This is a genomic window from uncultured Aquabacterium sp. (assembly GCF_947366995.1).
In the GTDB taxonomy this organism is placed as follows: Bacteria; Pseudomonadota; Gammaproteobacteria; order Burkholderiales; family Burkholderiaceae_C; genus Aquabacterium.
The window spans coordinates 14,755-28,423 of record NZ_CANBCC010000004.1; the positions used below are offsets into that span (position 1 = coordinate 14,755).

A 13,669-nucleotide genomic window follows, 5' to 3' on the forward strand; every position below is an offset into this window, starting at 1 on the left:
GCCCGGTGCCCGCCTCGTCGCACCGTGTCCGTTCAGGCCTTGCGCGGGGCGCCCGCCAGTGCGAAAAGCCCGCGATACGGCAGCAGATTGGTCGCGACCACCTTGTCGATGGGCTCGGCAAAACCGTCCTGCATCCACCGGGCGGCCAACAGCACATTCAACCCGATCATCCCCTCGGCCAGCAGGTCCAGGCTGATGTCATCGCGCTTCAGATCAGGCACCAGCTGGGCCAGGTGCGAGCGCAGCATGTTCGAATAATCGCGCGCCGTGGCGCCGCTCACGGCCGCCACCTCGTCGTTCACGGCGAGCGAGTCGACCAGCATGATGCGGCCACGCCGCGGGTCGTCGCGGATGAACTCAAGGAACACCCGCATCGCAGGCTCCAGCAAGCCCAGCGGCGTGGGCTCGGCCTGCGACAGCGCCGCCAGCGTCAGCCGCATCAGTTCTTCGCGCAGCGTTTCATAGGTCGCCAGATAAAGCTGGGGCAGCGTCTTGAACGATTCGTAGAAGTAGCGCTCGGTCAGGTGCGCGGCCACGCACACCTCACGCACCGTGGTGGCGTGGAAGCCCTTGGTGCCGAACACCGCCAGCGCCCCCTCGATGAGCTTGGCACGGCGCTGCCGCTGCCGCTCTTCGGGCAGCACGCCGCCGTAGCGGCGCTTGTTCGCGGGGGATGGGTCAGGGCGTGGGCTTTCCATAGGGATGCCTATGTTGACATGGTCCATTGTCAAAGCTATTGTGACAAGCCTCCTTGTCAGAAATCAACCCTCCCCTCGCATGAAACCCCAGGCTTACGCCCAGCCGGCCACCCCTTCGGGCACCGCGCCGTCCCGGCACCGCGTCATCGTGGTGGGCACGGGGTTTTCGGGCCTGTGCATGGGCGTGAAGCTGCGGGAAGCGGGCGAGGAAGACTTCGTCCTGCTCGAACGCGCCAGCGAGGTGGGCGGCACGTGGCGTGACAACACCTACCCGGGCTGCGGTTGCGACGTGCAATCGCACCTCTATTCTTTCTCGTTCGCACCCAACCCGAACTGGTCGCGGATGTACGCCCCGCAGGCCGAAATCTTTGCCTACCTGAAGGACGTGGCCCGGCGCTTCGACCTGATGCGCCACATCCACTTCAACGCCAACCTCGTGGGTGCGCGTTACGACGAAGCCCGCCGGTTGTGGGTGGTGCAGGCAGAAGACGGTCGGGTCTTCGAAGGCGAGGTGCTCGTGTCCGGCATGGGCGGCCTGAGCAACCCGATGGTGCCAGACCTGCCCGGCCTGGCGCGTTTCAAGGGGCCGGTGTTCCATTCGGCCACCTGGCAGCACGATGTGGACCTGCGGGGCCTGCGCGTGGCGGTGGTTGGCAGTGGCGCCAGCGCCATCCAGTTCGTGCCGGCCATTGCGCCGCTGGTCGACCGGCTCGACTACTACCAGCGCACCCCGCCGTGGGTGGTGCCCGAAGATGACCGCCCGCTGATCGAGCGCGAACGCGCCGACTTCAGCGCCCATCCCTGGCGTCAGCGGCTGCAGCGCATCAAGCTCTACTGGATGCTCGAAGCCCGTTTCCTGGCCTTCAAGTACAAGCCCGAGTGGATGAAGCTGGTGGCCAAGGTCGGCAAGCACCGCATCGCCAAGGCCATCCGGGATCCGGAGGTGCGCGCCAAGGTGACACCCGACTACACGCCCGGCTGCAAGCGTCTGTTGATCTCCAACGACTACTACCCGGCGCTGGCGCGCACCAACGTGCACGTGATCACCGATGGCATCCGGGAAGTGACGGAAACCGGCGTCGTCACGCAGGATGGCACGCTGCGCGACGTGGATGCGCTGATCTTCGGAACCGGCTTCAAGGTTTCGGATCCGATCCCGCCGGGCGTGGTCTTCGGCCGTGGCGGCGCCGACCTGGCCGAAGTCTGGCGCAACGGCCCGGAGGCCTACATGGGCATCACCGTGGCGGGCTTTCCGAACTTCTTCATGCTGATGGGCCCCAACACCGGCCTGGGCCACAACTCGATGGTCTTCATGATCGAGTCCCAGGCGCACTACATCGTCGAGGCGCTGAAGGCCATGCGCGAACGCCACCTGCGCACGCTGGAGATCCGGCCGCAGGCGCAAGCCCGCTTCGTGAACGAGGTGCAGCAGCAACTGCAGCGCACCGTCTGGCAGTCGGGGTGCAAGAGCTGGTACCTCACGGCCGAGGGACGCAATATTTCCCTGTGGCCCGGCTTCACCTTCGCCTACCGTCTCAAGACCCGCCGTTTCAACCTCAAGCCTTACCTGAGCGAGCCCGCATGAGCATCCAGTCCGTCCTCACCAACCTGGTCCTGCGCTGGCAGTTCAAGCGGGGCAGCCGCGGCCCGCTGAACGTGGCCGCCGCGCGGCACAAGGTCGATCAGCTGGCGCGCCGCTACCCGCCGCCGCCCGCCAGCATCCGGCACACGCCGGTGGCCGCCAACCCCGCCGCCGGCCTGTGCGCGGCCGAATGGCTCAGCGTCGCCAACCCGAAGCGCACCGTGCTGTACTTCCACGGTGGCGGCTACTTCTTCTGCAGCCTCACCACCCACCGGCCCACGTGCGCCTACCTGGCACGCACCGCCGAGGCCCGCGTGCTGTCGGTCGATTACCGCATGGCACCCGAGCATCCCTGCCCGGCCGCCGTGGACGACACGCTAGCCTGGTGGAAAGCCGTGCTCGCCGAAGGCACCCGACCCGAGGACGTCGTGTTTGCCGGAGACTCGGCCGGGGGCGGCCTGGCGCTGGCCACGTTGGTGGCGGCACGCGATGCCGGTCTGCCGCTGCCCGCCGGCGCCGTGCTGTTCTCGCCCTGGTGTGATCTGACCTGCTCCGGTGAGACCATGCAGACGCAGGCCAAGGCCGACGTCATGTTCAACCCGCACCTGCTGCCCGAAGCGGCGAAGCTCTACCTGGCGGGCCGGCCTGCAAACGACCCGGTGGCCTCACCGCTGTTTGCCGACCTGCGGGGCCTGCCCCCGCTGATGATCCACGCCAGCCGCCACGAGATCCTGATGGCCGACTCCACCCGGCTGCATGACCGGGCCGTGGTGCAGGGCGTCACCAGCGAGCTGCACCTGAAGGCGCGGATGCCCCATGTGTGGCCGACCATGCTGATGCTGCCCGAGGCGCGCCGCACGCTGACCGACTGCGGCACCTGGATCGCCCGCCGTACCCAGGCCGCCAACGCGGCCGCCGATGCCGCCCGCCGCGCGGCCTGATTGTTTTCGCCACCCACATGAAGTCATACAAGGACAAGGTCGCCGCCATCACCGGCGCGGCCTCCGGCATGGGCCGTACCCTGGCCATCGAACTGGCCCGCCGCGGCTGCCACCTGGCCCTCAGTGATGTGAACGACACCGAGCTCGTCCGCACTGCCGAGCTGGCCGGCCAGCACGGGGTGCGGGTCACGCTGCGCAAGCTCGACGTGGCCGACCGCGCCGCCGTGTTCGCCTGGGCCGACGAGGTCGTGCGCGACCACGGTCGCGTCAACCTGGTGTTCAACAACGCCGGCGTGGCGCTGACGGTGCCCGTCGAGCACGCGAAGATCACCGATTTCGAGTGGATCATGGGCATCAACTTCTGGGGCGTGGTGCACGGCACGCAGGCCTTCCTGCCGCACCTCCGCGCTTCCGGCGACGGCCACATCGTCAACACCTCGAGCCTGTTCGGGCTGATGGCTATCCCCACGCAGGGCACCTACAACGCCACCAAGTTCGCGGTGCGCGGCTTCACGGAAGCCTTGCGCATGGAACTGGAGATGGAAGGCGCGTGCGTGAGCGCCACCTGTGTGCACCCGGGCGGCATTGCCACCAACATCGCGATGGCCGGCAAGGTTGACCCGGCGATGGAGAAACTCACCGGCGCCACCATCGAACAGCACAAGCGCCGCGCCAACAAGATGATCAGCACGACCACCGCCGAATCGGCCGCGCTGCAGATCCTCGATGCCGTCGAGCGCAATGCCCGACGCGTGCTCGTCGGCCCCGACGCGAAGTTCCTCGACAAGGTGGTGCGCCTGCTGGGCAGCACCTACCAGGCGCTCGTGATCCGCCAGATGCGCAAGCTCAACAGCCGGAAACCGCGCTGAAGCAAGGCATGATGTCGGCCCATGGAGTGGTTGAAACGTCTGTGGTGGGCCATCGTGCTGTTTGCTGCCGCGCTGGCGGCGGTCGTGGCGACCACCTGGGAACCTGATCGTCAGCTCGGCCAGCTCGTGGCCCGCTGGGCCCCTGATCCATCGACCTTCATCGAGCTCGATGGCATGCAGGTGCACGTGCGCGACACCGGTCCGCGCGATGACAAGACCCCGATCGTGCTGCTGCACGGCATGGCGTCCAGCCTGCACACCTTCGACGGCTGGCAGCGTGGCCTGCAGGCCCGGCACCGCGTCATCACGGTCGACCTGCCGGGCTTCGGCCTGACGGGCCCGTCGCCTCAGGGCGACTACCGCATCGACGCCTACACCCGCTTCGTGCTGCGCCTGCTGGACAACCTGGGATTGCGCCAGGTGATCCTGGGCGGCAATGCGCTGGGCGGCGAAATCGCCTGGCAGACCGCCGTGCTGGCCCCCGACCGGGTCAGCAGACTGATCCTGATCGACGCCGATGGCTATGAACCGTCGGTGCTGTCCATGCCTCTGGCCTTCCAGGTGGCCAGCACCCGGGGCCTGCGATGGGTGTCGGAGCGCATCCTTCCGAAGCCCCTGGTGGCGTCCAGCGTGCGCAGCGTCTTCGGCGCGCCAGAGCGGGTCACCCAGGAACAGGTCGACCGCTATTTCGAGATGGCGCTGCGCGTGGGCAACCGCGGCGCGCTCTTCCAGCGCATGGACCAGGCGCAGTTCGGCGCTTCGGCCCTGCTGATCAAGCGCGTGCGCCAGCCCACCCTGGTGATCTGGGGCGAGCGCGACGAAATGATCTCGCCCGAACACGGCCGGCTGTTCTGCCGGGACATCCCGCAGTGCCGGCTCGTGACCTACCCCGACCTGGGCCACCTCCCGCAGGAAGAGGCCCCGGCCGCCACGCTGAGCGCCGTCCGCGAGTTTCTGGGCAGCTGATCAGCCCTGCAGGCGCCAGTTGGCCTGACGCACCACCGACGCCACGAGGCGGTCCAGCATCTGGTCGAGCGCGTCGCTCGCCAGACGACCCGGCGCCATGAACTGCTGGTCGGCCGCAGGCACACCCACCTGCTCGGGCACCACGACCATCGCGAAATTGGTGCTCAGGAAGGTGCGCACGATGGGCAGCGCCCGCACGCCACCCAGCGCGCCCGGCGATGCGGCCATCAGACCCACCGGCTTGCCCGCGGTGGCCACCGTGCCGCCTGGCAGGTCGCCTTCGGCCTGCACCACAGACAGCCAATCCAGTGCGTTGATCAGCAACGGAGTCGGCAAGGCGTTGTACTCGGGGCTGGCCAGCAGCACGCCGTCGTGCGCCGCCATCAGGTCACGTAACTGACGCGCACCGGCGGGCAGCCCTTCGGCCGCGATCAGGTCGGCATCGAACACCGGCAGGGCCAGTGCGCGCAGGTCCACCGAGGTGACCTCGGCCCCCAGTGCGGTGGCCTTGGCGGCGGCCACCGCCACCAGTTTGCCGTTGATCGAGCCCTCGCGGGCGCTGCCACTCAGCGCCAGCAGGCGGGGGGCGCGGTTCGGATGGGAGGCGGTCATGCGGGTCGTCCTTCGGGTGTCGTTCAGGCGTTGAAGCGGTTGGCCACGGCGCGCACGCGCTCGCCGAACAGGCGGGCGGTCTCGAGGTCACCGGGCAGCATCTCGTCCACGCTGGCATCCGATGGGGTGGTGGCCATGGCGCCGCTGAACGAGGCCACGTAGTTCACGTCGTTGCGCGTCGCAGCCTTGCTGTTGCTCGGCATCATGCCCGTGCCGACCCACACCATGCTGTGTTGCATGGCCAGGGTAAACAGGTAGTGCAACGTGGAGAGCTTGTCGCCGTTCATCGAGGCCGAGTTGGTGAAGCCGGCGGCCAGCTTGTCCTTCCAGCCCTGCGTGTACCAGATGCGGGAAGTGGCGTCGATGAACTTCTTGAACTGCCAGGGCACGCTGCCCATGTAGGTCGGCGCGCCGAACACGATGGCGTCGGCGGCCGCCAGCGTGGCCCAGCCGCTGTCCGGCACGTTGCCTTCGGCGTCCACGGCCACCAGGGTCGCGCCGGCGCCCTGGGCGACCGCCTCGGCCATGCGCTGTGTGTGGCCGTAGCCGCTGAAGTACACGATGGCGATCTGCTTGCTCATGAGGGAATCCTTTCAGGGAGAGAGACGGAACGGGAAAAAGACAAGGACATCAGCCGCAGGCAGCGCCATCCGCTGCTACCCTTGGGCCATGTTCAGTTATCGACACGGCTTCCACGCGGGCAACCACGCCGATGTGCTCAAGCACACGGTGCTGGTGCAGGTGCTTGAGCACCTGCTGCAGAAAGACAAACCCTTCTGGGTGATCGACACCCACGCGGGCGGCGGCCTGTATGACCTGACCGCGGGTTACGCCGCCCGCAGCGGCGAGGCGGCTTCCGGCATTCAGGCCCTCTGGCCCAAACGGCACGACCCGGCCATGCCGGAAGCCGTCAAGGCCTTTCTGAAACAGGTGGCTGCCGTGAACCACGGGGACACGCTGCAGTGGTATCCCGGCTCGCCGCAACTGGCCGCGCAGATGCTGCGTGAGGGCGATCACCTGCGCCTGTACGAACTGCATCCCACCGAAAGCAAACTGCTGGAGCAGCACTTCGCGTCGGTGCGCCGAGGCGTCAGCATCCAGGTGGCAGACGGGTTTGCGGGGCTCCGTGGCGTGTTGCCGCCGCCGCCCCGCCGCGGCCTGGTCCACATCGACCCGCCGTACGAGGTCAAGGACGACTACCGCACCGTGATCCAGACGTTGAAGGAGGCCGTGCCGCGCTTCGCCACGGGCACCTACGCCATCTGGTACCCCGAGGTGGCGCGCCACGAAGCGCAGCAGCTGCCGGGCCAGCTCAAGCGGGTGGCGGCGGCGCTGCCCAAGGTTGACTGGTTGCACGCCACGCTGCGTGTCAAGGCGGCCGCCCGCGACGGCATGGGCCTGTTCGGCAGCGGCATGTTCGTCATCAACCCGCCCTGGACGCTGTATGACCGCCTGGCCGAGGCCCTGCCCTGGCTGGTCGAAAAGCTCGGCGAGGATGACCACGCGGCCTACACGCTCGAAGCCCAGCAGAACTGAGCGCAGGATCGGATGCAGGACGCGCATGCCGTGTCCTGAACTCAGGCGGCCAGATCGAAGACCAGCACTTCGGCCTGGTGCCCGCCTTCCAGCCGCAGCAGCGCCTCGCCTTCCAGCATGGCCGCATCGCCCGCCTTCAGCACAGTCCCATTCGCCGTCACCTCGCCCAGCGCCACATGCACATAGGCCTTGCGGCGGGGATCGAGTGTCAGTTCCGCGGTTTCAGTGCCGTCGAACAGGCCGGCATACAGCAGGGCATCGGCCGTCATGCTGACCGAGCCCTGGCGGCCATCGGGTGAAGCCACCAGACGCAGACGCCCGCGCTTGTCGGCAGCGTCGAAGTGCTTCTGTTCATAGCTGGGGCGAATGCCGCGCACCGTGGGTTGAATCCAGATCTGCAGCAGGTGCGTGGCGGCGGCCGTCTCGTGGTTGAACTCGCTGTGGAGGATGCCCTTGCCGGCGCTCATGCGCTGCACGTCGCCAGGCAGGATGGTGGCGCCGTTGCCCAGGCTGTCCTGGTGCGCCAGGGCACCATCCAGCACGTAGGTCACGATCTCCATGTCGCGGTGGCCGTGCATGCCGAAGCCACGCCCGGGGGCAATCACGTCGTCGTTGATGACGCGCAGCGGCCCGAAGCCCATGAAGGCCGGATCGTGGTAGTCCGCGAACGAGAAGCTGTGGAAGCTCTGCAGCCAGCCGTGGTCGGCGTAGCCGCGGTCTTCGGATCGGCGCAGGGTCAGCATGAGGGGTCTCCTGAGAGGGGTCGGGCGCCCACTGGACGCATGACCTCACTGTAGGCACCGACAACCCCTCGGAGGCTGCGGCCGTCTGATGGCATCATTCAAACCAATTGAACGAAATTAGCCGAACGATGCCGGATCGCCGCCATGTCCTCACGCCCGACGCGCTGCTGATGATGGACACCATCGCCCGCACTGGCAGCTTCGCAGCCGCCGCGCGCGAACTTGGCAAGGTCCCCTCCGCCCTCACGTACAGCGTGCGCCAGCTTGAAGACGCACTCGATGTGCTGCTGTTCGACCGGCGCAGCCGCCAGGCCCGCCTGACCACCGCCGGAGAGGAACTGCTGCGCGAAGGGCGCTTGCTGCTGCAGCAGATGGCGGCAGTGGCCAACCGGGTCCAGCGTGTGGCGTCGGGCTGGGAAGCCGAGTTGACGATTGCGGTCGACAAGGCCATGGCGCCCCATGCGATCTTCGACCTGATGGAGGCGTTCTACGCGCTGAAGCCGCCCACCCGCCTGCGCATGCGCAGCGAGGTGATGACGGGCACCTGGGAAGCCCTGACCACCGGCAAGGCGGATCTCGCCATCGGCGTGCCGGCCGACCGTGTGGTGGGCTCGGACATGCGGCAGGAACTGATCGGCGAGTTCAAGTTCATCTTCGCGGTGGCGCCCCATCACCCGCTTGCCGCCGAACCCGGCCCGCTGAGCCCGACCGAGATTGCCCAACACCGCATCATCGCGGTGGCCGACACGGCGCAGGGGCTGACCCCGATGACGGTCGGCATCCTTCCCGGGCAGGATGTGCTGACGCTGCCGTCCATGTCGGCCAAGCTCGAAGCCCAGCTGCGCGGGCTGGGCTGTGGCTACCTGCCCGAGCCCATGCTGCGCCCTTACCTGGATCAGGGCCGGCTGGTGCACAAGCCGGTGACCGGCCCAGAGCGGCTGATCCGCTCGTTCTACGCCTGGCGTCAACCCAGCGCCCAGCCGGGGCTCGGGCTCACATGGTGGCTGCATCAGCTGGCCAGCCCGACCACCCGGCGCGCGCTGCTCGAGCGCCACGAGGGCCTGCTGCTGTGAGCGCTGCCGCACCGTACATCGGCCGCTTTGCCCCCTCGCCCACCGGCCCGCTGCATGCGGGCTCCCTGGTGGCGGCTCTGGCCAGCTGGCTGGACGCGCGCGGACAGGGCGGGCAGTGGCTGGTGCGCATCGAGGACGTCGACACGCCGCGCTGCGTGCCGGGTGCCGACACACTGATCCTGCAGCAGCTGGCCACCTGCGGCCTCCTCCCTGATGCCCCCCCCGTTTGGCAGAGCCGCCGCGGAGACCGCTACCAGGCGGCGCTCGACCGGCTCATCGCCCAGGGGGTGGCCTACGGTTGCGCCTGCACCCGCAGCGACATTGCGCGGGCGAACGCCGAACTGGGCCGCATCAAGCCCCGGCACGGCGATTTGGTCTACCCCGGAACGTGCCGCCCTGACCACGGGGGCTTGCGCGGTCGCGCGCCCCGCGCCTGGCGGGTGGCCGTGCCCGAGGGGGCCGCTGCGCACTGGCCTTGGCTCGATCGGCGTCTGGGCCCGCAGTCACAGCAGCTGGACGACGCCGTGGGCGACTTTGTGGTGCGCCGGGCCGACGGCCTGTGGGCCTACCAGCTGGCCGTCGTGGTGGACGATGCCGAGCAGGGCATCACCGACGTGGTGCGGGGTGAGGACCTGGCCGACAACACGCCGCGCCAGATGTGGCTGCAGACGCAACTCGGCTGGCCCCACCCGCGTTACCTGCACACGCCGCTGGTGATGGGCGACAACGGCGAGAAACTGTCGAAGCAGAACGGTGCGGCGGCCCTGGCCCTTGACGATCCGCTGGATGCGCTGCGGCGGGCGGGTGCCGTGCTAGGGCTGTCCGATATGGGCGGCAGCACCGTGGGCGAGTGGCTCGGCGCCGCCATTCCGGCCTGGCGGGCCCGGGTGGCCTGTTGGGCCTCGTCCGCTCCCCACACCGAAACCATCGCCTGACGGCACCGTGCCGCACAACAGCGTGGCACGGCGTGCGGGTGGCTCAGCCGCCGACAAGCACGAAGTGCTTGCGCACAGGCTCGATCACCTCGAACGCGCCGGTGAAGCCGCCGGGGATCACGGCGCCTTCGCCAGCGCGCACATCCGTCCATCCTCCGGCCGCGTCATGCAGCCGCACATGGCCTTCCAGCACGAAGAAATACTCGTGCTTGCCCGGCGGAAACACGATGCGCCACCGGCCCACCTCGCAGGCCCAGATGCCGGCCGACAGGCCGCCCGCGGCCGGCTCGTACAGTGTCCAGGTTTCACGACGCGGGTTGCCCTGCTCCAGCCGGTCCGGACGCGGATGGTCGATCGTGCCGCCGCCCACAGGCGCATCGAACCGGACGATGCCAGGTTGATCAGCATGCTGCGTCATGCACCCGACCTCACTTCACAAGGAAGTGCTCGCGGTAGTAGGCGAGCTCGTCGATCGATTCGTGGATGTCGGCCAGCGCGGTGTGCTTCTGTGCCTTCTTGAAACCCTCGGCGAGCCCGGGCTTCCAGCGCTTGGCCAGTTCCTTCAGGGTGCTGACGTCCAGGTTGCGGTAGTGGAAGAAGGCTTCCAGCTTGGGCATGTAGTTCGCCAGAAAGCGGCGGTCCTGGCAGATCGAGTTGCCGCACATCGGCGACTTGTTGGCCGGCACGTACTGCTTGAGGAAGTCGATCACGGCCTGGGCCGCCTCGTCCTCGCTCACGGTCGAGGCCTTCACGCGGTCGATCAGGCCGCTGCGGCCGTGCGTGCCTTTGTTCCAGTTGTCCATCTTGTCGAGCACGGCGTCGCTCTGGTGCACGGCAAACACCGGCCCCTCCACGCGCACCGACAGGTTGGCGTCGGTCACCACCACCGCGATTTCGATGATGCGGTCGCTCTCGGGCTTGAGGCCCGTCATCTCCAGGTCGATCCAGATCAGGTTCTGGTCGCTCTTGGCCAGGGTCACGGGGGTGTCGGGGGCGGTGGTGTCGGTCATGTCGGCAGAAGTCAAAACAGGCGCTGGCGTCACGGTCTTGTGCACGTCAGCCCGGCAGCCGATTGTGCGGCAAACGTACACTCCCGGCATGCCATCCAGCACCGTCACCCTGCTTTTTGCCTTTTTCGTCGCGGCCTCCGTGCTCGTGAAGCTCTGGCTCGACACCCGCCAGGCCCGCCACGTCGCGCGCCACCGCGCCGCCGTGCCCCCGGCATTTGCCGACGAGGTCACGCTGCGCAGCCACCAGCGCGCCGCCGACTACACGCTCGACAAACTCCGCTTCGGCCTGGTGAACACGGTGGTCACCACGGCCGTGCTGCTTGGCTGGACGCTGCTGGGCGGGCTTGACGCCCTGAACCACGCGGTGCGCGACCTGGTCTTCCCCCGCTGGGGCGGCCTGGCTTACCAGCTTGTGCTGCTCGGCGCCTTCAGCGCCATCGGCGCCCTCATCGAGATGCCGCTGGAGGCCTGGCACACCTTCCGCATCGAGCAACGCCACGGCTTCAACCGCATGGGCTTCGGCATGTGGGTGGGCGATCACATCAAGCAGGCGATCGTCGGTGTCGTGATCGGCGCCCCCATCGCGGCCCTCATCCTGTGGCTGATGGGCGCCGCGGGCAGCGCCTGGTGGCTGTGGGCCTGGGTCGCCTGGGTCTCGTTCAGCCTGCTGCTGATGGTGATCTTTCCCATCTTCATCGCCCCTCTGTTCAACAAGTTCGAGCCGCTGCAGGACGAGGGCCTGGCCCAACGCGTGACCGGCCTGATGCAGCGTTGCGGCTTCAAGGCCAAAGGCTTCTTCGTGATGGACGGCAGCCGCCGCTCTGCGCACGCCAACGCCTACTTCACGGGCCTCGGGTCCTCCAAGCGCGTGGTGTTCTTCGACACACTGCTGTCCAAGCTCTCGCATGGCGAAGTCGAGGCCGTGCTGGCCCACGAGCTGGGGCACTTCAAGCACAAGCACGTGCTCAAGCGCATGATCATGATGTTCGTGATGAGCCTGATCGGCTTCGCGCTGCTGGGCTGGCTGTCGCGCCAGATGGCCTTCTACACCGGCCTGGGCGCATCGCCCAACCTGGGTGCGCCGAACGACGCGCTGGCCCTGCTGCTCTTCATGCTGGCGCTCCCGCCCGTCATGTTCTTCATCGCGCCGGTGTTCTCGGCCTTCTCGCGCCGTGACGAATACCAGGCGGACGCCTACGCCTGTGCCCAGGCCAGCGGCACCGACCTGGCGAACGCCCTGATCAAGCTCTACAAGGACAACTCGTCCACCCTCACGCCCGACCCGCTGTACGTGCGCTTCCACTACTCGCACCCGCCGGCCTCCGAGCGCCTGGCCGCCATGGGCGCCCTCACCCGCACGGCCCCGCACGGCGCGGCCCAACCGGCATGAGCGCGGTCAGCCCCCTGCCGCTGCACCAGCAGCGTTGTGAGCCGCGCGCTGGCTCGCCGCTGTCCGTGGCCGGCCAGCACGCCATGCTCGGCCAGATCCCCGGCTGGCAGGTGGACGACGCCGTGCCGGGCGGGGCGCTGCAGCGCACCTACACCTTCCCCGACTTCCACCGCACCATGGCCTTCGTGAATGCCGTGGCCTGGATTGCCCACGAACAGGATCACCACCCCGACATGGCCGTGTCTTTCAACCGCTGCACGCTGCGCTGGTCGACCCATTCGGTCGGCGGCGTCTCGCTGAACGACTTCATCTGCGCCGCCCGCGTGGATGCCCTTGGCGCATGAAGCGGGGTCACCCGCCCGCCCCACAGGGCCGCAAGGGACGCCCGGCCCGTGAGGCCGACACCTCCGGCTGCAGCCGCGGCCTGGTCGTCTCCACGCACGGCCGCCACGTGGTGGTCGAGCCCGAGGAGGGCCCGCGCCTGATCTGTCACCCCCGCGGCAAGAAGAGCGAGGCCGTCGTCGGCGACCGCGTGCTGTGGCAGCACACGCTCGACGGGGGCGACGAAGGCGTGATCGTGCAGGTCGAGCCGCGCCGCAGCCTGCTGTGGCGCCAGGACGAATGGCGCAGCAAGTCGTTTGCGGCCAACCTCGACCAGCTGCTGATGTGGATTGCGGTCGAGCCCGTGTTCAGCGAAGCGCAGCTCACGCGCGCCCTCATCGCCGCCGAATCGGCCGACATCCCGCCGACCATCGTGCTCAACAAGATCGACCTGCCCGGCGCCGACGCCGCCCGCGCCCGCCTGGCGCCCTACCGCGCCATGGGCTACCGGGTGGTCGAGCTCTCGCTGAAGGCCGACACCGAGGGCGCCCGCGCCCAGATGGCTCCCCTGCTCGACGGCAAGGCCACGCTGGTGCTGGGCCCCTCCGGCGCCGGCAAGAGCACGCTGATCAACACCCTGCTGCCCGAGGCGCGCGCCGAGGTCGGTGAGATTTCGCAGGCGCTGAACTCGGGCCGCCACACGACCACCACCAGCCTCTGGTACTGGATGGACAAGGCCGCGGGCACCGCCGTCATCGACTCGCCGGGCTTTCAGGAGTTCGGGTTGCACCACATTCCGCCCACCGACCTGGCGCGCTGGATGCCCGACATCGGCAAACACGTGGCCGACTGCCGCTTCCACAACTGCACGCACCGGCAGGAGCCGGGCTGCGCCGTACGGGCTGCCGTCGAGCGCGGTGAGGTCAGCCCCATCCGCCTGAGCCTGTTCAATGACCTGTTCGAGGAGCTGAGCCAGCCCCGCTGGTGAGGCCT

The 13,669-nt window shown here is 68.4% G+C and carries 16 protein-coding genes; 10 read left to right on the forward strand and 6 right to left on the reverse strand.

Going from position 1 to position 13,669, the window contains the following annotated elements:
* Positions 1–32: 32 nt before the first annotated feature.
* Entirely contained in the window at positions 33–698 is a 666-nt protein-coding gene (locus tag Q0Z44_RS02245) for a TetR/AcrR family transcriptional regulator (RefSeq protein ID WP_298009613.1), read from the reverse strand.
* Positions 699–777: 79 nt separating this feature from the next.
* Here Q0Z44_RS02245 and Q0Z44_RS02250 point away from each other — a divergent pair, with 79 nt between their 5' ends.
* The 4 genes from Q0Z44_RS02250 to Q0Z44_RS02265 are packed head-to-tail and all read left to right on the forward strand — an operon-like array spanning position 778 to position 5,056.
* Positions 778–2,283, forward strand: coding sequence for an NAD(P)/FAD-dependent oxidoreductase (locus Q0Z44_RS02250; protein WP_298009616.1), 1,506 nt, complete (start codon positions 778–780; stop codon positions 2,281–2,283).
* Positions 2,280–3,221 (forward strand): alpha/beta hydrolase, encoded by a 942-nt coding sequence (locus tag Q0Z44_RS02255; protein WP_298009619.1) that lies wholly within the window; start codon positions 2,280–2,282, stop codon positions 3,219–3,221. Before Q0Z44_RS02250 ends, Q0Z44_RS02255 begins: the two co-directional genes overlap by 4 nt.
* Before the next feature lie 17 nt (positions 3,222–3,238).
* A complete protein-coding gene (locus Q0Z44_RS02260) occupies positions 3,239–4,090 on the forward strand; it encodes an SDR family oxidoreductase (RefSeq protein WP_298009623.1) in 852 nt (283 codons plus the stop codon).
* Between the two features lie 21 nt (positions 4,091–4,111).
* Positions 4,112–5,056, forward strand: a complete 945-nt coding sequence (locus Q0Z44_RS02265; RefSeq protein WP_298009626.1) for an alpha/beta hydrolase — start codon at positions 4,112–4,114, stop codon at positions 5,054–5,056.
* Here Q0Z44_RS02265 and Q0Z44_RS02270 read toward each other — a convergent pair whose 3' ends face one another.
* Together Q0Z44_RS02270 and Q0Z44_RS02275 are read right to left on the reverse strand one after the other, a co-directional pair.
* Positions 5,057–5,668, reverse strand: coding sequence for an NAD(P)H-dependent oxidoreductase (locus Q0Z44_RS02270; RefSeq protein WP_298009630.1), 612 nt, complete (start codon positions 5,666–5,668; stop codon positions 5,057–5,059).
* 23 nt (positions 5,669–5,691) lie between these two features.
* A complete protein-coding gene (locus Q0Z44_RS02275; protein WP_298009633.1) occupies positions 5,692–6,249 on the reverse strand; it encodes a flavodoxin family protein in 558 nt (185 codons plus the stop codon).
* 88 nt (positions 6,250–6,337) lie between these two features.
* Between Q0Z44_RS02275 and rlmJ the strand changes: the two genes are divergently transcribed.
* Positions 6,338–7,204, forward strand: coding sequence for a 23S rRNA (adenine(2030)-N(6))-methyltransferase RlmJ (gene rlmJ / locus Q0Z44_RS02280; protein WP_298009636.1), 867 nt, complete (start codon positions 6,338–6,340; stop codon positions 7,202–7,204).
* Between the two features lie 41 nt (positions 7,205–7,245).
* On the opposite strand, the gene Q0Z44_RS02285 is transcribed toward rlmJ, so the two are convergent.
* Entirely contained in the window at positions 7,246–7,947 is a 702-nt protein-coding gene (locus tag Q0Z44_RS02285; protein WP_298009639.1) for a pirin family protein, read from the reverse strand.
* Positions 7,948–8,075: 128 nt separating this feature from the next.
* Between Q0Z44_RS02285 and Q0Z44_RS02290 the strand changes: the two genes are divergently transcribed.
* A complete protein-coding gene (locus tag Q0Z44_RS02290) occupies positions 8,076–9,020 on the forward strand; it encodes a LysR family transcriptional regulator (protein WP_298009643.1) in 945 nt (314 codons plus the stop codon).
* Positions 9,017–9,955, forward strand: a complete 939-nt coding sequence (gene gluQRS / locus Q0Z44_RS02295; protein WP_298009645.1) for a tRNA glutamyl-Q(34) synthetase GluQRS — start codon at positions 9,017–9,019, stop codon at positions 9,953–9,955. Before Q0Z44_RS02290 ends, gluQRS begins: the two co-directional genes overlap by 4 nt.
* Before the next feature lie 43 nt (positions 9,956–9,998).
* Here gluQRS and Q0Z44_RS02300 read toward each other — a convergent pair whose 3' ends face one another.
* Together Q0Z44_RS02300 and orn are read right to left on the reverse strand one after the other, a co-directional pair.
* Positions 9,999–10,373: a cupin domain-containing protein gene (locus tag Q0Z44_RS02300; protein ID WP_298009649.1), complete on the reverse strand. Its 375-nt coding sequence runs from the start codon at positions 10,371–10,373 to the stop codon at positions 9,999–10,001.
* 10 nt (positions 10,374–10,383) lie between these two features.
* On the reverse strand, positions 10,384–10,965 hold the full coding sequence (gene orn, locus Q0Z44_RS02305) for an oligoribonuclease (protein ID WP_298009652.1): 582 nt from the start codon (positions 10,963–10,965) through the stop codon (positions 10,384–10,386).
* 88 nt (positions 10,966–11,053) lie between these two features.
* Here orn and Q0Z44_RS02310 point away from each other — a divergent pair, with 88 nt between their 5' ends.
* The 3 genes from Q0Z44_RS02310 to rsgA are packed head-to-tail and all read left to right on the forward strand — an operon-like array spanning position 11,054 to position 13,664.
* The gene (locus Q0Z44_RS02310) at positions 11,054–12,355 is read left to right on the forward strand and encodes a M48 family metallopeptidase (RefSeq protein WP_298009655.1); all 1,302 of its coding nucleotides are present in this window, start codon (positions 11,054–11,056) and stop codon (positions 12,353–12,355) included.
* Complete coding sequence (locus Q0Z44_RS02315; RefSeq protein WP_298009658.1) at positions 12,352–12,699, forward strand: 4a-hydroxytetrahydrobiopterin dehydratase; 348 nt, start codon at positions 12,352–12,354, stop codon at positions 12,697–12,699. The genes Q0Z44_RS02310 and Q0Z44_RS02315 overlap by 4 nt, the downstream gene beginning before the upstream one ends.
* Positions 12,696–13,664 (forward strand): ribosome small subunit-dependent GTPase A, encoded by a 969-nt coding sequence (gene rsgA / locus Q0Z44_RS02320; RefSeq protein WP_298009661.1) that lies wholly within the window; start codon positions 12,696–12,698, stop codon positions 13,662–13,664. The genes Q0Z44_RS02315 and rsgA overlap by 4 nt, the downstream gene beginning before the upstream one ends.
* The last annotated feature ends 5 nt before the right edge of the window (positions 13,665–13,669 follow it).